The sequence below is a fragment of the Kitasatospora sp. NPDC043949 genome, from assembly GCF_056435365.1.
In genome coordinates, this window is record NZ_JBWKEQ010000031.1 from 84,731 (window position 1) to 101,593 (window position 16,863).

The window sequence follows — 16,863 nt, forward strand, 5'->3', positions numbered from 1 at the left end:
GTGGAAGAGGTGAGGGCAAGGCGAAGGGCGCCGCACCACCGGTGCGACGCCCTTGCCCGTGAATCCGGAGGCTCAGCCCAAGGACGCCCGCAGGAAGGCGAGTTCGGCCTGGGTGACCTGCTCGTTCACTCCGCCCGGGGTCATGTGGGTGACGCCCGGCAGCGGCAGCACGCTGTGCGGCCGGCCGGCCTTGGTGAGCGCCTCGGAGAGCAGCAGGGTGTGCGAGGGGTGGACGTTGTCGTCGGCCAGCCCGTGGATCAGCAGCAGCGGCCGGGTCAGCCCGGGCGCGTCGGTGACCAGGCAGTCGTCGGCGTAGCCCTCCGGGTTGTCCTGCGGCAGCGCGAGGTAGCGCTCGGTGTACGCGGTGTCGTAGTGCCGGAAGTCGGTGGGCGGGGCGCCCGCGCAGGCGGCGTGGAAGACGTCCGGGCGGCGCAGCACGGCGAGCGCCGCGAAGTACCCGCCGTACGACCAGCCGCGCACGCCGACCCGGCCGAGGTCGAGGTCGGGGTGCTGCCCGGCGAGCGCCCGCAGGGCGTTCACCTGGTCGTCCAGCGCCACCTGGGAGAAGCGGCGGAAGATCGCCCGGGTGAACTCCGGCGAGACGAACGGGGTGCCGCGGTTGTCGGTGGTGACGACGGCGAAACCCTGGTCGGCCCACCACTGGCGCAGCTGCCAGCGGCGCGGCTCGGCCGCCACGGCCTGGAAGCCGGGCCCGCCGTAGACGTCCAGCAGCACCGGCAGCCGGCGGCCGGGGACGTGGTCGCGCGGGTACACCACGGCGGTGGGCAGGCCGAGTTCGGTGACCCGGGCGAGCCGTGGCCGCACCCGGTAGGGCAGGGTGGCGCTCAGGTCGGTGAGCGGCAGTGCGGGGCCGTCGAGCGAGGCGTCGAGCGAGCCGTCGCGCAGCAGCCGGCGCCGGATGCCGTCGGCGTCGGCGGTGGTCAGCAGCAGGGTGCGGCCGGCGGCGAGTGCGGAGTGCACGCCGGGGCCGGTGGTGACGGGTTCGGGTGCGCCGCCGTCCGGGTCGACCAGGTGGACGTACTGGTCGGCCGGGTCGCCCTGGCCGGTCTCGCAGAGCAGCCGGCCGTCCAGGTGCCCGACCACCCGGCGGATCTGGAGCCCGGTGGTGTCCAGCGGCTTGCCGTCCAGGGCGAGGCCGCGGGCCTGCGGGGTGTCGTGGGCGGTGAGCAGCCGGCCGTCGGTCAGCCGGGCGGGGGTGCCGGGCAGGTCGTCGACCCAGAACTCGTCGGTGGTGCGGGAGAGTTCGCGGGTCTCGCCGGTGGTCGGGTCGGCGGTCAGCAGCAGGACGTGCTGCTGGAGCCGGTCGGCGACGGTGAGCAGCAGCTCCTGGTCGGAGGCCCAGGTGGCGGCGCAGAGGTACGGGAACGCGGCGGCGTCCCAGCGGAGCCGTACCCGGCTGCGGTCGAGGCCGAGCACCCAGAGTTGGACGTCCGCGTTGGGGCCGCCGGCCTGCGGGTAGGCGAAGTCCTCGGCGGGCTCGCCGGGGTGGGCGGGGTCGGCGAAGTAGCGCCGGGGGAGGGCGGATTCGTCCACCCGGGCGGCCAGCAGCGCGCCGCCGTCGGGGCGCCACCAGTGGCCGCGGGAGCGGCCGAGCTCCTCGGCGGCGGCGAACTCGGCGACGCCCCAGCGGGCGCCGTCGGCGGGGGAGAGCGGTTCGAGGCCGGGGGTGACGTACAGGGCGTCGTCGGCGACGTAGGCGACGCGTTCGCCGGCGGCGTCCGGCCGGGGGTCGAACGCGGGCCCGGCGACGGGCAGTTCGGTGCCGGTGCCGGTGGCGGTGTCGATCCGGAACAGCCGGCCGTCGAGGACGAGGACGGCGGTCGCGAGGTCGGCGGTGGCCGCGTACGTGCCGATGCCGGCGGCGACCAGGCGGGTGCGTTCGCGCAGCCGTCGTTCGACGGCGGGCAGGTCGTCGCGGCGGCCGGCGCGCCCGGGGGCGAGGACGGCCGGGTCGGCGACCAGTCGTTCCTCGCCGGTGGCGGTGTCGAGCAGGTGCAGGCGGTCGACCGGATCCTCGGAACCGGTCGAGCGGAGCAGCAGCAGCCGGGTACCGTCCTCGGCGAGGGTGAACGCGCGCGGCGCACCGAAGGTGAACCGGCCGGTGCGGGCGCTGAGCGACAGGAAGGGGTCGGTGATGGTCACGGCCCGATCGTCGTCTCGGGACACGCCACCCGACCAGTACCCTGTCATGTGAAATGTCACACATCACAATGCGGAGGATGCCGTGATCGAGGACCTGTGGACCGCCGAACCCCCGGCCCCGCTGCCCGCGGCCGACGGGCTGTTCGGCGTCTCACCGGACGCGGCGCACCTGAACCACGGTTCGTTCGGCGCGGTGCCCGTCCCCGTGCAGCGGGCGCAGCAGCGGCTGCGCGCCGAACACGAGCTGGACCCGGACGGCTTCTTCGCCGACCTGCCGGCCCGGGTCGGCGCGGCGCGGACCAGGATCGCCGCCGACCTGGCCGTCGACCCGGGCCGGCTCGCCCTGGTCTCCAACGTCACCGAGGCGGTCGCGATAGCCCTGGACACCATCCCGTTCGCGCCCGGCGACCGGATCCTGGTCACCGACCACGGCTACGGCGTGGTCACCCGGGCCGCCGCCCGCCGGGCCGCCGAGACCGGCGCCGAGGTGGTCGAGGTCGAACTGCCGCTGGACACCCCCGACGAGCAGGCCGTCCGGGAGGCGGTGCTCGCCGCCGTCGACGAGCGCGTCACCGTCGCGGTGCTGGACCAGATCACCTCGCCCACCGCCCGCCTGATCGCCGGAGCGGGCCTGCTCGCCGACCTGCGCGAGCGCGGTGTGACCACCGTCGTGGACGGCGCCCACGCCCCCGGCATGCTGCCCGCCCCGGTCGACCCGAACGCCGACTTCTGGTTCGGCAACCTGCACAAGTGGGCCTTCGCCCCGCGCGGCACCGGCGTGCTCGCCGTCCGCCCGGAGTGGGTGGACCGGGTGCGCCCGCTCACCTTCTCCTGGGAGCACGACCGAGGCTTCCCGTGGAACGTCGAGTGGCGCGGCACCTGCGACTACACGGGCTGGCTGGCCGCCCCGGCCGGGTTCGAGCTGCTGCGCGAGCTCGGCCCCGGGGCGGTGGCCGCGCACAACGCCGCGCTCGCCGGGTACGGCCAGCGGGTGCTCGCCGAGCGGGCCGGCCTGTCGCCGCTGCCCGCGACGCCCGGGGTCGGGATGCGCTCGGTCCGGCTGCCGGCCGGGTGCGTCGAGGCGGAGCAGGACGTGAGACCGCTGCGGGACGAGGTGTGGCAGCGGCTCGGCACCCGGATCGCGATCCGCCCGTGGGCCGGCGGCGGGGTGCTGCGGGTCAGCGCGCAGCTGTACAACCGGCCGCGGGAGTACGAGCGGCTGGCGGACGGGCTGGCCGACCTGCTGAAGGGCTGACCGGCTCGCGGGGGCCGGCCTCCGCGCGCGGCTGGTCCGGGCCGGTCCGCACGCGGCTAGTCCGGGCTGGCCCGCTCGGAGCTGCCTCGTTCGGAGCCGGCCCGGTCGGAGCTGGTTCGTTCGGAGCCGGCCCGCTCGGAGCTGGCCCGCAGCTCGGCGAGCAGCAGGTTCTGGTCGGCGAGCAGCCCGGTGAGGATCCGCCGGGCCGCTCGCAGCAGGTCGGCGACGTCGCCGCCGGCCAGCGCGTACACCACCGTGCTGCCCTCCCGGGTGGCGGTGACGATGCCGGACCGGCGCAGCACCGCGAGCTGCTGGGAGAGGCTGGAGGGTTCGACCTCCAGCTCGGCGAGCAGCCCGCGGACGGGCGTCGGTCCGGCCTGGAGCAGTTCCAGCACCCGGATCCGGACGGGATGGCCGAGCATCCGGAAGAACTCGGCCTTGGCCTGGTAGAGCGCTACCGCCACGAGTCCCCCCTTCCCTGGTGTCGGTCCGCTCAGATCTCCAGCGAGAGTTCGATCCGCTTGAGCTGGTGGCGGGCCATCGCGAGGTTGGAGCGGCCGCGGTTGAGCGCCAGGAAGAGGAAGAGGCCGCGTCCGGTGGGCGTGGTGATCGGTCGGACCATGTGGTACTGGTTGGTGAGGCTGATCAGGATGTCCTCGATCTCGTTGTCGTGCAGGTTGAGCATCTCCATCGCCCGCATCTTGGCGCGGACCACGTCGGTGTTCCCGGCGGCGGCGACGTTGAGGTCCAGTTCGCCGCCGTCGCCGAGGCTGCCGAGCGCCATGCCGCTGCCGTAGTCGACCAGGGCGACGCCGATCGCGCCGTCGATCCCCATGGCCTCTTTGAGGGACGTCTCCAGGTTCGCCATCGTCGGTGTCCTCCCGTGAGTTGGTGGCGGTCGCTCCGCCGTGGCAACGACGGTAGGGAGACCGGCGGCGGTCCACCGGGGATGACCGGAGACGTCCGAAGCTGGTCGGACTCCGATCACTTGAAGATGTTTGCAACTATGGATGTGAGAGGGAAGCGATCCCGGAATGATCCCGCGGCCGATCCCGCCGTGCGGAAGCCCTACGGAAGCCGCACGGAAGCCGCGGGGAAAGCCGTACGGAAGCCGCACGGAAAGTCGCACGGAAAAACGGTGCTATCGATGTCAGTGCCGCCGGGTAACCTCTCGCTGAGATGCGAGATCACACCAACCACACCCGGACGGCGATGAACACCCCTGAGCCCCAGCCCCACGACGACCAGGAGCTCAGCCCCGCCGAGGCGTACGCGGCCAGCCGCCGCCGGGCCAAGGAACAGGCGACCGCGCTCCACGGCTTCCAGCAGCTGTACGACTTCCCGCTGGACGACTTCCAGCTGGAGGCCTGCGAGGCGCTGGAGGCCGGCTCGGGCGTCCTGGTCGCCGCGCCCACCGGCTCGGGCAAGACCATCGTCGGCGAGTTCGCCGTGCACCTGGCCCTCCTGGGCGGCCGCAAGTGCTTCTACACCACGCCCATCAAGGCGCTGTCCAACCAGAAGTACGGCGACCTGGTCAAGCGCTACGGCGCCGCCAAGGTCGGCCTGCTCACCGGTGACAACACCGTCAACGGCGACGCCCCCGTGGTGGTCATGACCACCGAGGTGCTGCGCAACATGCTCTACGCGGGCTCCAGCACCCTCGACGGCCTCGGCTACGTCGTCATGGACGAGGTGCACTACCTCGCCGACCGCTTCCGCGGCGCCGTCTGGGAGGAGGTCATCATCCACCTCCCCGAGTCGGTCACCCTCGTCTCGCTCTCCGCGACCGTCTCCAACGCCGAGGAGTTCGGCGACTGGCTGGACACCGTGCGCGGCGGCACCCGGGTGATCGTCTCCGAGACCAGGCCCGTGCCGCTGTGGCAGCACGTGATGGCCGGCAACCGGATGTACGACCTGTTCGCCAACCCCGACCGGGACGGCCGCCCCAAGGACGGCCCGCGCAACCCCGGCAAGGCCGTCAACCCCGAGCTGGTCCGGCTCGCCCGCTCCGAGCTGGACCGCAACCCGCGCGACCGGTTCGGCCGCGGCCGGGGCCGCAGCATGCCCAACGGGCGCCCCGGCCGGGTCTGGACGCCGGGCCGGGTGGACGTCATCGACCGGCTCGACGCCGAGGGGCTGCTGCCCGCGATCACCTTCATCTTCAGCCGGGCCGGCTGCGAGGCCGCCGTCCAGCAGTGCCTCAGCTCCGGCCTGCGGCTCAACAAGGACGCCGACCGCGCCCTCGTCCGGGCCTTCGTCGAGGAGCGCTGCGCCGACATCCCCGACGAGGACCTGCACGTCCTCGGCTACTTCGAGTGGCTGGACGGGCTGGAGCGCGGCATCGCCGCCCACCACGCCGGGATGCTGCCGCGGTTCAAGGAGGTGGTCGAGGAGCTGTTCGTGAAGGGCCTGGTCAAGGCCGTCTTCGCCACCGAGACCCTGGCGCTCGGCATCAACATGCCCGCCCGCTCGGTGGTCATGGAGAAGCTGGTCAAGTGGAACGGCGAGACCCACGCCGACATCACCCCCGGCGAGTACACCCAGCTCACCGGCCGGGCCGGGCGCCGAGGCATCGACGTCGAGGGCCACGCCGTGGTGCTCTGGCAGCGCGGCCTCGACCCGGAGGCGCTGGCCGGCCTGGCCGGCACCCGCACCTACCCGCTCAAGTCCTCGTTCCGGCCGTCCTACAACATGGCCGTCAACCTGGTCTCCCAGTTCGGCCGGCACCGCTCGCGCGAACTGCTGGAAACCTCCTTCGCCCAGTTCCAGGCCGACCGCTCGGTGGTCGGCATCGCCCGCCAGGTCCAGCGCAACGAAGAGGGGCTGGAGGGCTACCGCGAGTCGATGACCTGCCACCTCGGCGACTTCGACGCGTACATGGACCTGCGTCGCCGGCTCAAGGACCGGGAGAACGAGCTCGCCCGCGAGGGCAGCAGCCAGCGCCGCGCGGCCGCCGTCGAGTCGATCGAGCACCTCAAGCCGGGCGACGTCATCCACGTCCCCACCGGCAAGTTCGCCGGCCTCGCCCTCGTCCTCGACCCGGGCCTGCCGCCGGTCAGCCGCAACGGCCGGGTCGGCCGCCACCCCGACTTCCAGGACGGGCCCCGCCCGGTGGTGCTCACCGCCGAGCGGCAGGTCAAACGGCTCGCCATGATCGACTTCCCGTACCCGGTCGCCGCCGTCGAGCGGGTGCGCATCCCCAAGTCCTTCAACCCGCGCAGCCCGCAGTCCCGCCGGGACCTCGCCTCCGCGCTGCGCACCAAGGCCGGTCACCTCGAACCCGAGCGGTTCCGCCGGGGCCGCGCGGCCGCCGCCGACGACCAGGAGATCACCCGGCTGCGCACCGAACTGCGCCAGCACCCCTGCCACGGCTGCGACGAGCGCGAGGACCACGCCCGCTGGGCCGAGCGCTACCACCGCCTGCACCGCGACACCGAGGTGCTGGAACGCCGGATGCGCTCCCGCACCCACACCATCGCCCGCACCTTCGACCGGGTCTGCGGGCTGCTCACCGACCTCGGCTACCTGAGCGGCGACACCGTCACCGACGACGGCAAGCGCCTCGGCCGGCTCTACGGCGAACTCGACCTGCTCGCCTCCGAGTGCATCCGCGAAGGCGTCTGGAGCGGCCTGGACGCCGCCGAACTCGCCGCCTGCGCCTCGGCGTTGGTCTACGAGGCGCGCCAGTCCGACGACGCCACCGCCCCCCGGGTGCCGGAGGGCGCGGCCAAGGAGGCGCTCGGCCAGATGGTCCGGATCTGGGGCCACCTGGACGCCCTGGAGGAGCAGCACCGGATCAACACCGCCGAGGGCGTCGGCCAGCGCGAGCCCGACCTCGGCTTCGCCTGGGCCGCCCACCGCTGGGCCCTCGGCCACAGCCTGGACCAGGTGCTGCGCGACGCCGACATGCCGGCCGGCGACTTCGTCCGCTGGACCAAGCAACTGATCGACGTCCTCGGCCAGATCCAGGACGCGGCCGGCGAGGACGCCGAACTGCGCCGGACGGCCCGCAAGGCCGTCGACGGCCTGCGCCGCGGCATCATCGCCTACTCCTCGGTGGGCTGACCGCCGAACGCAAGGGGCCCGCCCGTTCACCCCGAACGTGCGGGCCCCTGGCGTGCCCGGCGGCTTCCATCCCCCACCCCCCGCCCCCGTGCGGCTTCGGCTTCGCCTCGCCGCTGGGGCTTCCTGCGCAGAGGAAATGCCTCTGCCCCCGCCGATGACAGGGGCAGAGGCATTCTGATGACAGAAGCGAGATTCCAAGCCGGTGCCGCTTCGGCGGGGCCGAAGCGGCACCGGGAGTGCGGGGGGGTTGGTTGGGGGTTGATTGGGGTGAACTTCCGTGGGGGAGAGGGAGGAAAAAAGGGAGGGGGGGCTCCGATGGCCAGGGTGTGGGAAGCACCGGGGCGAAGTAGTCGCGGAGCATCTCCGTGGTCCATGCGGGTTGGCGCACTTCTCCGCGCGCGCCGAACTCCTCGCACCAGGGCTTCACTTCGATGACCGGCGTGCCCGAAGGAGTGCGGCGTTCGCCTCGGCGGCGCGCCCCGCAGCGGCGAGAGCGCGTGCGTGGACGACGCCGAGCAGAGACCGTTCGCGAGGGCTGGCGAGCCGGAATCGGTCGCCGACCATCGACGCCTCGGCGACCCTGACAGCATGGTGCGGCTTCCGGAGGTCGACCGCCTGGTGGGCCATGGCGCGCAGGACGTGGCCGGCCATCGCGGGGTCGTCAGCCTCGGCCGCCAGCTTCACGGCGACGGTGTAGTAGTGCTGGGGGATGTTCCCGGAGAGCATGACGCCTTGGCGGACCCACTGAGTGACGGATGCCCGGCTCGGTCGTGCCGGATCGTTGTGACTGGCCGCAACGGCGCACAAGGCCCGGGCGAGGGCTTCGTTCGGTCGGCCTGTTTCCCGGATGAGCTGGCCCAGCCGCGGCCATCGCGCACCTCTCACTCAACGAGCATGCCTAATCGGAGAGTTGCGCGATGGCTCCCTTATGGCCAGGGGTTACACCAAGATCCCTGCTACACCACTCGGCGGGACGCCATCCGTCAACCACTGCGAGCTCGTGATCATCACTCAACTCCCCTGCCGATCGAAGCCATCGGCAGGACGTTAACGAAGCCATCGGCAGGACGTTAAGCGGTCGAGATTCGCCGGCGGGATCGTGATTTTCGAATATTCCGGCTCGGGCGGCTGGGGTTCGTGGGAATTCTCAGGCAGAACCGAGTGCCCTGCGGCACCGCGTGATGATGCGGTGGGCGTCCGGCCTCCTCCTGCGGAAGGTCCAGGCGTTCGGCGTCGGCCCGACAGAGGTACCGGGTGTCCTCGCCGACGGCGTTGTTTCGCCTGGGGCGGCGGAAAGAGGCCCCTCTGCCGGGGGCTCAGCGGGTGGCGAGGGACTCCAGGAGGCGGTCGAGGGAACTGCCGAGGCCCCAGCGGGTGGAGAGTTCCTCCAGGGTCATCGGGTCGAGCGGTTCGTGGGGGAGGGCCGGGTCGAAGGCGGGGAGCGGGGCGTCGGGGGCGACGCGGACGACGGTGGGGGCGACGTCGAGGTAGGCGGCGCCTTCGACGAGGTTGCGGCGGCGGGCGGGGGTGAGCTTGGAGGAGAGGTCGAGGGCGGCGGCGCGGATGGTGGTGAGGTCGCCGTACTCGTTGATGAGCTGGGCGGCGGTCTTCTCGCCGATGCCCTTGACGCCGGGCAGGCCGTCGCTCGGGTCCCCGCGCAGGGCGGCCATGTCGGCGTACTGGGCGCCGCGCACGCCGTACTTCTCCAGGAGCAGCGCGTCGTCGGTGACCTGGAGGTTGCCCATGCCCTTGACCGGGTAGAGCACGGTGATCCCGCGGGCGTCGTCGACCAGTTGGAACAGGTCGCGGTCGCCGGTGACGATCTGCACCGGGCCCTTGGCGTGGGCGGTCAGGGTGCCGATGACGTCGTCGGCCTCGTAGCCGGGGGAGCCGACCCGGGCGATGCCGAGCGCGTCCAGCACCTGTTCGATCACCGGGACCTGCGGGGCGAGCGTGTCCGGCACCTCCTCCTCGCCGTCCTCGGCGGCCTCGGCGACGCGGTGGGTCTTGTACGAGGGGAGGAGGTCCACCCGCCACTGCGGGCGCCAGTCGGCGTCCATGCAGGCGACGAGCTGGTCGGGGCGGTGGTCGTGGACCAGCCGGGCGATGAAGTCCAGCAGGCCGCGGACGGCGTTGACCGGTTCGCCCTGCGGGGAGCGCAGGGTGTCCGGCACGCCGTAGTAGGCCCGGAAGTACAGGCTGGCGGAGTCGAGGAGCATCAGTCGCGGTGCGGTCACGTGTCAGATCATGCCGCACCGCGACGACAGGAGGGCGGCTTCAGTGTTCGTGCGGGCCGGCGCGGTGGACCGGGCCGTGCGCGTCGGCGCAGTGTTCGGCGGGTTGTTCGCCCGGGGCGGCGATCTGGAGCAGGGCGCCGGCCGCGTCCTCGCCGACGTGGTCGACCTGGAGCGTGCTGTGGGTGATGCCGTACTCGTCGGCCAGTCCGCGCTGGAGCTCGCGCCGGACGGCGTGGCAGTCGCCGCCGGGGGTGACCAGGATGTGCGCGGACAGGGCCGGCTGGTTGGAGGTGATCTCCCAGATGTGCAGGTCGTGGATCTCCTCGACCAGCGGCTGGGCGACCATCCGGTCGGCCACCGCGTCCGGGTCGATGCCGGCCGGGGCGGCCTCCAGGAAGATCCGCCCGGAGTCGCGGACCAGGCCGATGCCGGCCTTGAGCATCAGCGCGACCACGATCAGCGAGGCGATCGCGTCGGCCCGGACGAAGCCGGTGGTCAGCATGACGGCGCCGGCGACGGCGGTGGCGATGAACGCGTACAGGTCGGTGAGCACGTGCTGGAAGGCGCCCTCGACGTTCAGCGAGCTGCGGTTGGCCTTCGACATGCACCAGGCGGCGGCCAGGTTGACCACGATCCCGATCAGCGCGGTGACCAGCACCAGCGAGCCGGCGACCTCCGGCGGCTCGAACAGCCGGGTGACGGCCTCGTAGCCCAGCCAGGCGGACAGCACCAGCAGGGTGACGCCGTTGGCCTGGGCGGACAGGATCTCGGCGCGCTTGAGGCCGTACGTGTAGCCGCCGCGGGCCGGGCGGGCGGCGAGGCGCATCGCGACCAGCGCGAGGACGATCGAGGCGGCGTCGGTGAGCATGTGCGCCGCGTCGGAGATCAGGGCCAGGGACTTCGCGGCGAAGCCGACCACGACCTCGCCGGCCATGAAGACGACGATGAGCGTGAGGGCGCCGAGCAGCCAGCGGCGGTCGGCGTCGGCGGCGACACCGTGCGAGTGGCCGCTGTGCCCGCCGTGTCCGCCGTGCCGGTGTCCGCCGTGGTCGTGCGCGTGCTTGTGGTCATGCGCATGATCAGTGTGGGAATGCTCGTGCCCGGCCATCGAAGTCCTCTCTGGACGCACGGGTGGGGAGGGGAGGGGCGCGATCGCCCTGCACCCGAAGTGAACCGCAGAACGGACAAAGATCCAAAGGCTGTACTGGTGACCGTTGTCGTTGCCGTTGAGCGGTCGTTCCGAGGGGGCGGGCGCGCCTCGGCTACCCGATCAGCGCGGTGTCCAACTGCGCCGCGGTGGCCGCCCGCACCAGGGCCCGCATCACCCGCAGGTCGTCCCCCTGTTCCGGGTGCCACTGCACGCCCAGGGTGAATCCCGGGCCCTCGACCGCCTCGACCGTCCCGTCCGGCGAGTGGGCCGAGACCCGCAGGCCCGCCCCGATCCGGTCGACGGCCTGGTGGTGGAAGGTCGGCACCTCCACCTCGCTCTCCGGCAGCAGCCCGCCGAGCAGCGTCCCCGGCACCGGCCGCACCAGGTGCGTTCCGTAGCCGCCGTCCGCGCCGCCGTGGACGTCCACCGGCACGACGTCCGGCAGGTGCTGGACGAGGGTCCCGCCGCAGACGACGTTGAGCACCTGCATGCCCCGGCAGATCCCCAGCAGCGGCATCCCGGCCGCCAGGGCCGCCCGCAGCAGGGCCGACTCCCACCGGTCCCGTTCGGGGGAGTCGACCTCGGTGCGGGGGTGGGCGGGCTGGCCGTAGTAGGCGGGGTCGATGTCGGGCCCGCCCGCGATGACGAGGGCGTCGAGCCGGGCGAGCACCTCGGGTGCGCGGTCGGGGGAGTCGGGCGGGAGCAGCACCGCGATCCCGCCGGACTCCTGGACGTACGCGGTGTACCGCTCGGGCACCAGGGCCACCCGGCGGCCCTGCCAGTTGCTCCAACTCGCGTCGACCAGGTAGGTGCTGACGCCGATGAAAGGCCTGCGATCCATGGAGGGCATTCTCCACCCGCACCGCCTGATCCCCCGTCAACCACGCATGTCGGCGCGCCACACCTGCCCGCCCTCTTCCGCGCCGTCCGCCGCAGGCCGTACGGTTCGCTGTGACCGCTTGAACTCGAAGAGTGATCGTGGAGGGTTCCGTCATGCCCGAGAACGCCGCCGCGGGCGTGCCGCCCCGGGCGCCGCTGACCCTGGACGAACTGCGCATGCTGGTGGACACCGGCGAGGTCCACACCGTGGCGCTGGCGTTCACGGACATGCAGGGGCGCTTGCAGGGCAAGCGCTTCGCCGCCCGCTTCTTCCTGGACGAGGTGGTCGAGCACGGCGCCGAGGCCTGCGACTACCTGCTCGCCGTGGACGTCGACCTGAACACCGTCGACGGCTACGCCTTCTCCTCCTGGGCCACCGGCTACGGCGACTTCGCGATGCGCCCCGACCTCGGCACCCTGCGGCTGACCCCCTGGCAGCCGGGCACCGCGCAGGTGACCGCGGACCTGGCCCGGCACGGCGGCCACCCGGTGGACGCGGCCCCCCGCCAGCTGCTGCGCCGCCAGATCGCGCGCCTGGCGGAGTACGGGCTGGCCGCCGACATCGGGACCGAGCTGGAGTTCCTGGTGTTCCGGGACACCTACGAGCAGGCCTGGCTGGGCGGTTACCGCGGCCTGACGCCGGCGAACCTGTACAACGTGGACTACTCGATGCTGGGCACCGCCCGGGTCGAGCCGCTGCTGTCCCGGATCCGCAACGAGATGGCGGGCGCCGGGCTCGTGGTGGAGTCGGCCAAGGGCGAGTGCAACCTCGGCCAGCACGAGATCGCCTTCCGCTACGCGGACGCGCTGACCACCTGCGACCAGCACAGCGTCTACAAGACGGGCGCGAAGGAGATCGCCGCGCAGCAGGGGTGCGCGCTGACCTTCATGGCCAAGTACAACGAGCGCGAGGGCAACAGCTGCCACATCCACCTGTCGCTGCGCGACGCGGTGGGCGCGCCGGCCTTCGCCGACCGGGACGGCCGGATGACCGACACCATGCGGCACTTCCTGGCCGGCCAGCTGACGGCGCTGCGCGAGTTCAGCCTGCTGTACGCGCCGAACATCAACTCCTACAAGCGTTACCGCCAGGGCTCGTTCGCCCCGACGGCGGTGGCCTGGGGCCGGGACAACCGGACCTGCGCCTACCGGGTGGTCGGCCACGGCCCGGGCCTGCGGATGGAGAACCGGGTGCCGGGCGGGGACGTCAACCCGTACCTGGCGGTGGCCGGGATGATCGCGGCCGGCCTGCACGGGCTGCAACGGAAGCTGGAGCTGCCGGCGCCGTGCCTGGGCAACGCCTACGCCGTCGAGGAGTACGCCCGGGTGCCCGGTTCGCTGCGCGAGGCCGCGGAGTTGTGGGCCGACAGCGAGCTGGCCCGGGTGGCCTTCGGCGACGACGTGGTCGAGCACTACCTCAACATGGCCCGGGTGGAGCAGTGCGCCTTCGACGGCACCGTCACCGACTGGGAGCGCTACCGATCCTTCGAACGGATGTGAGGCCGATGACCGACCCCACCGTCAGCACCGTCCGCAATCCCGCCACCGGCGAGGTGCTCGCCACCGTCCCGGACACCACCGCAGGGCAGGTGGACGCGGCGGTCCAGCGCGCGTCCAAGGCCCAGCCGGCCTGGGCGGCGCTGGCACCGGGCGAACGGGCCCGGCTGCTGCGCCGGTTCGCCGACCAGGTCGAGGTGCACGTGCCGGAACTGGCCGCACTGGAGGTGCGCGAGGCCGGCCACACCGTGGGCAACGCCCGCTGGGAGGCCGGCAACGTCCGGGACCTGCTGGAGTACGCGGCCGGGGGAGTGGAACGCCTGACCGGCCGCCAGATCCCGGTGGCCGGCGGCCTGGACGTGACCTTCCACGAGCCGGTCGGCGTGGTCGGGGTGATCGCGCCGTGGAACTTCCCGATGCCGATCGCCGCCTGGGGCTTCGCGCCGGCCCTGGCGGCGGGCAACGCCGTCCTGCTCAAGCCCGCCGAGGCGACCCCGCTCACCGCACTGCGGCTGGCCGAACTCGCCCTGGCGGCAGGGCTGCCGGAGGGCCTGTTCCAGGTGCTGCCGGGCCCGGGCGGGACGACCGGCCGGGCCCTGGTGGACCACCCGGCGGTCCGCAAGATCGTCTTCACCGGCTCGACCGTGGTCGGCAAGGAGGTGGCCGCCCGCTGCGCGGCCCGGGCCAAGCGGGTCACCCTGGAGCTGGGCGGCAAGAGCCCCAGCATCGTCTTCGCCGACGCCGACCTGGCCCGCGCCGCGGACCCGATGTCCTTCGCCGACAACAGCGGCCAGGACTGCTGCGCCCGCAGCCGGATCCTGGTCCAGCGGGAGGCGTACGACGACTTCCTGGCGCTGCTGCTGCCCGCCGTCGAGGCGCTGCGCACCGGTGACCCGGCGGACCCGGAGACCCGGCTGGGCCCGCTGATCTCGGCCGCCCAGGTGCGCCGGGTCGCCTCCTACGTCACCCCGGACCTGCCGGTGCTGGCCCGCGGCGCGGTGCCGGACGGGCCCGGCTACTGGTACCCGCCGACGGTGATCGCGCCGACCGACCCGGAGGTGCCGGCGGTCACCGAGGAGATCTTCGGCCCGGTCGCCGCCGTGCTGCCGTTCACCGACGAGGCGGACGCGCTGCGGCTGGCCAACGCCACCCGCTACGGCCTGTCCGGCTCGATCTGGACCAGGGACCTCGGCCGGGCGCTGCGGTTGGCCCGCGGCGTCGCGGCGGGCAACCTGTCGGTCAACTCGCACTCCTCGGTGCGGTACTGGACGCCGTTCGGCGGTTACGGCGAGTCCGGGGTCGGCCGGGAGCTGGGGCCGGACGCGCTGCGCCACTTCACCGAGACCAAGAACGTCTTCATCCACAGCGAGGAGTAGCAGCCGATGACGGAGAACGACGCACCGGTGTGCCGCCGCCTGGTCGGCCGCACCGCCGTGATCACCGGCGCCGGCAGCGGGATCGGCCTGGCGGCGGCCCGCCGGCTCGCCTCGGAGGGCGCGAAGGTGGTCTGCGCGGACGTGGACGAGCAGTCCGGGCGGGCGGCCGCGAAGGAGGTCGGCGGCCTGTTCGTGCACACCGACGTCACCGACCCGTACATGGTCGAGGCGCTGTTCGACGAGGCGTACGAGACGTACGGGAGCGTGGACGTCGCGTTCAACAACGCGGGCATCTCGCCGCCGGAGGACGACTCGATCCTGACCACCGGCCTGGACGCCTGGCGCAAGGTCCAGGAGGTCAACCTGACCTCGGTGTTCCTGTGCTGCAAGGCCGCGCTGCCCTACATGCGGCGGCACGGGCGGGGCTCGATCATCAACACGGCCAGCTTCGTGGCCCGGATGGGCGCGGCCACCTCGCAGATCTCGTACACCGCCTCCAAGGGCGGGGTGCTGGCGATGTCCCGGGAACTGGGCGTGCAGTTCGCCCGGGAGGGGATCCGGGTGAACGCGCTGTCACCGGGGCCGGTGGACACCCCGCTGCTGCGGGAGCTGTTCGCCACGGACCCGGAGCGGGCGGCCCGCCGGCTGGTGCACATCCCGCTGGGCCGGTTCGCCCGGGCCGAGGAGATCGCCGCCGCGGTGGCCTTCCTGGCGAGCGACGACTCGTCCTTCATCACGGCGAGCGAGTTCCTGGTGGACGGCGGCATCTCGGGCGCCTACGTGACCCCGCTGTAGCCCCGGGCGGGCGCGACGGTCCTGAGCGTGCCCGACGCACCCCTTCTCACCGTAATCTCATCGAAAACCACCGGAATTCGAGGCCGCGCTGATTTCGCGTTTATCCGCGTGCCTTTAGATTCTCTGTTGTGAGCGAGCAGATTCCCGCCGGGTGGTACCCGGACCCGAAGGACACCGGCGGCGACCCGAGGCCGCAGCGCTGGTGGGACGGCAGGGGTTGGACGGCCAGCACCCGGCCCGCACCCTCGGACGCCCCGGAGCCGGTACCCCCGGCGGCCGGGGCTCCGGGGCCGGGGCCGGCCGACGAGCCCACGGTGCTGCAGGGCGAGGTGCTGGACAGCGGGCCGACCGTCCGCTACCCGGAGCCGCCGCCCTTCGGCACCGCCTACGGCTCCGAGGCACCGCCGCCGCGCAAGCCCCGGCGCCGGCCGTCCCCGATGGTGATCGCCGCCACCGTCGCGGCGCTGCTCGGCCTGGGCACCGGCTCCGGGATCACCTACCTGGCGATGGACGGCCACAGCGACAACCGCCCGCAGCGCAGTGCCCGGCAGGCCGTGCCGAACGGCGAGAACGGCCCCTGGAACGGCTTCCCGGGCCTCGGCGGCAACGGGAACGGCGGGAACGGGAACGGGAACGGCAACAACGGGAACGGTGGCAACAACGGCGGCAGCGGCGACGGCAGCAACGGAACCGGTGGCAACGGCGGGCCCGGTGGCAACGGCGGGCCTGGTGGGAACGGCGGGAACGGCGGCAGCGGCAAGACCAGGCCCGGCGGCGGGAACGCGATCGACCTGGTGAACGGGCTCACCCTGCCCGTCCCCTCCGGCTGGCAGGGCGGCTACACCAGCGACGGCTACGCCGCGCTCACGGTCGGCGCCTACACCTGCCCGGACGGCAGCGAATCGTGCACCCTCGGCGGGGTGACCACCGGCCGGATCGACGGCGGCGGCACCGACGCCCAGGCCGCCGCCAAGGCCGACATCGAGAAGGCGGCCAAGGACTCGTACGGCGCCATCACCGGGCACCAGGAGCTGAAGTCCGAGGCGGTCAAGGTCAACGGCCAGGACGGCTACCTGGTCCGCTGGAAGGTCGACGCTCCCAAGGGCAACAACGGCTACGTGCAGACGGTGGTCTTCCCGTCCACCGACGGCAAGACGCTGATCTCCGTGCACTTCGGCTTCGACATCGCCGACAAGGCGCCGGACCTCGGCCTGATGGACACCATCGTCAACGGCATCGCCGACTTCAAGGGCAAGCTGCCGTCCATCCCGGGCGGCGGGCTTCCCGGCGGCGCCACCGGTGGCACCGGCGGCACCAGCACCTGAGCGGCACCAGCACCTGGGCCACCCGCTCCTCACACGGCGGGGGGGGGGGGGGGGGGGGGGGGGGGGGGGGGGGGGGGGGGTGGGGGGGGGCGGTGGTGGGGGGGGGGGGGGGGGGGGGAGG

At 73.1% G+C, this 16,863-nt stretch carries 13 protein-coding genes; 6 read left to right on the forward strand and 7 right to left on the reverse strand.

Translation table 11 applies throughout. From position 1 onward, the window contains the following. Nucleotides 1-72: 72 nt before the first annotated feature. A complete protein-coding gene (locus tag AC07AL_RS24450; RefSeq protein ID WP_478318167.1) occupies nt 73-2,163 on the reverse strand; it encodes a S9 family peptidase in 2,091 nt (696 codons plus the stop codon). A gap of 82 nt (nt 2,164-2,245) precedes the next feature. On the opposite strand from AC07AL_RS24450, the gene AC07AL_RS24455 reads away from it, so the two are divergent. Beyond that, nucleotides 2,246-3,418 (forward strand): aminotransferase class V-fold PLP-dependent enzyme, encoded by a 1,173-nt coding sequence (locus AC07AL_RS24455; protein ID WP_478318168.1) that lies wholly within the window; start codon nt 2,246-2,248, stop codon nt 3,416-3,418. Nucleotides 3,419-3,474: 56 nt separating this feature from the next. Here the strand turns inward: AC07AL_RS24455 and AC07AL_RS24460 are convergent, their stop codons facing one another. Beyond that, the gene (locus AC07AL_RS24460) at nt 3,475-3,882 is read right to left on the reverse strand and encodes an ArsR/SmtB family transcription factor (protein ID WP_478318169.1); all 408 of its coding nucleotides are present in this window, start codon (nt 3,880-3,882) and stop codon (nt 3,475-3,477) included. A 29-nt stretch (nt 3,883-3,911) separates the two neighbouring features. Next, nucleotides 3,912-4,286: a hypothetical protein gene (locus tag AC07AL_RS24465; protein ID WP_350877952.1), complete on the reverse strand. Its 375-nt coding sequence runs from the start codon at nt 4,284-4,286 to the stop codon at nt 3,912-3,914. 344 nt (nt 4,287-4,630) lie between these two features. Here AC07AL_RS24465 and AC07AL_RS24470 point away from each other — a divergent pair, with 344 nt between their 5' ends. Next, nucleotides 4,631-7,483 carry a DEAD/DEAH box helicase gene (locus AC07AL_RS24470; RefSeq protein ID WP_350878048.1) on the forward strand — a complete coding sequence of 951 codons (2,853 nt, stop codon included), beginning with the start codon at nt 4,631-4,633 and terminating at the stop codon, nt 7,481-7,483. A 423-nt stretch (nt 7,484-7,906) separates the two neighbouring features. Here AC07AL_RS24470 and AC07AL_RS24475 read toward each other — a convergent pair whose 3' ends face one another. The 4 genes from AC07AL_RS24475 to AC07AL_RS24490 form a co-directional block, all read right to left on the reverse strand. Next, nucleotides 7,907-8,209, reverse strand: a complete 303-nt coding sequence (locus AC07AL_RS24475) for an NsdA family TPR-like regulatory protein (protein ID WP_363583836.1) — start codon at nt 8,207-8,209, stop codon at nt 7,907-7,909. Nucleotides 8,210-8,799: 590 nt separating this feature from the next. Further along, nucleotides 8,800-9,702, reverse strand: coding sequence for a 5'-3' exonuclease (locus AC07AL_RS24480; RefSeq protein ID WP_400986446.1), 903 nt, complete (start codon nt 9,700-9,702; stop codon nt 8,800-8,802). A gap of 58 nt (nt 9,703-9,760) precedes the next feature. Further along, entirely contained in the window at nt 9,761-10,828 is a 1,068-nt protein-coding gene (locus AC07AL_RS24485; RefSeq protein ID WP_363583834.1) for a cation diffusion facilitator family transporter, read from the reverse strand. 154 nt (nt 10,829-10,982) lie between these two features. Continuing rightward, entirely contained in the window at nt 10,983-11,711 is a 729-nt protein-coding gene (locus AC07AL_RS24490; RefSeq protein ID WP_363583832.1) for a gamma-glutamyl-gamma-aminobutyrate hydrolase family protein, read from the reverse strand. A gap of 152 nt (nt 11,712-11,863) precedes the next feature. On the opposite strand from AC07AL_RS24490, the gene AC07AL_RS24495 reads away from it, so the two are divergent. From AC07AL_RS24495 to AC07AL_RS24510, 4 genes are all read left to right on the forward strand, one after another. Further along, complete coding sequence (locus AC07AL_RS24495; RefSeq protein ID WP_363583830.1) at nt 11,864-13,249, forward strand: glutamine synthetase family protein; 1,386 nt, start codon at nt 11,864-11,866, stop codon at nt 13,247-13,249. A gap of 5 nt (nt 13,250-13,254) precedes the next feature. Then, nucleotides 13,255-14,622: an aldehyde dehydrogenase family protein gene (locus tag AC07AL_RS24500; RefSeq protein WP_363583828.1), complete on the forward strand. Its 1,368-nt coding sequence runs from the start codon at nt 13,255-13,257 to the stop codon at nt 14,620-14,622. A 6-nt stretch (nt 14,623-14,628) separates the two neighbouring features. After that, nucleotides 14,629-15,417 (forward strand): 3-oxoacyl-ACP reductase, encoded by a 789-nt coding sequence (locus AC07AL_RS24505; RefSeq protein WP_363583826.1) that lies wholly within the window; start codon nt 14,629-14,631, stop codon nt 15,415-15,417. Between the two features lie 128 nt (nt 15,418-15,545). Next, nucleotides 15,546-16,742, forward strand: coding sequence for a DUF2510 domain-containing protein (locus AC07AL_RS24510; protein WP_363583824.1), 1,197 nt, complete (start codon nt 15,546-15,548; stop codon nt 16,740-16,742). Nucleotides 16,743-16,863: the final 121 nt, after the last annotated feature.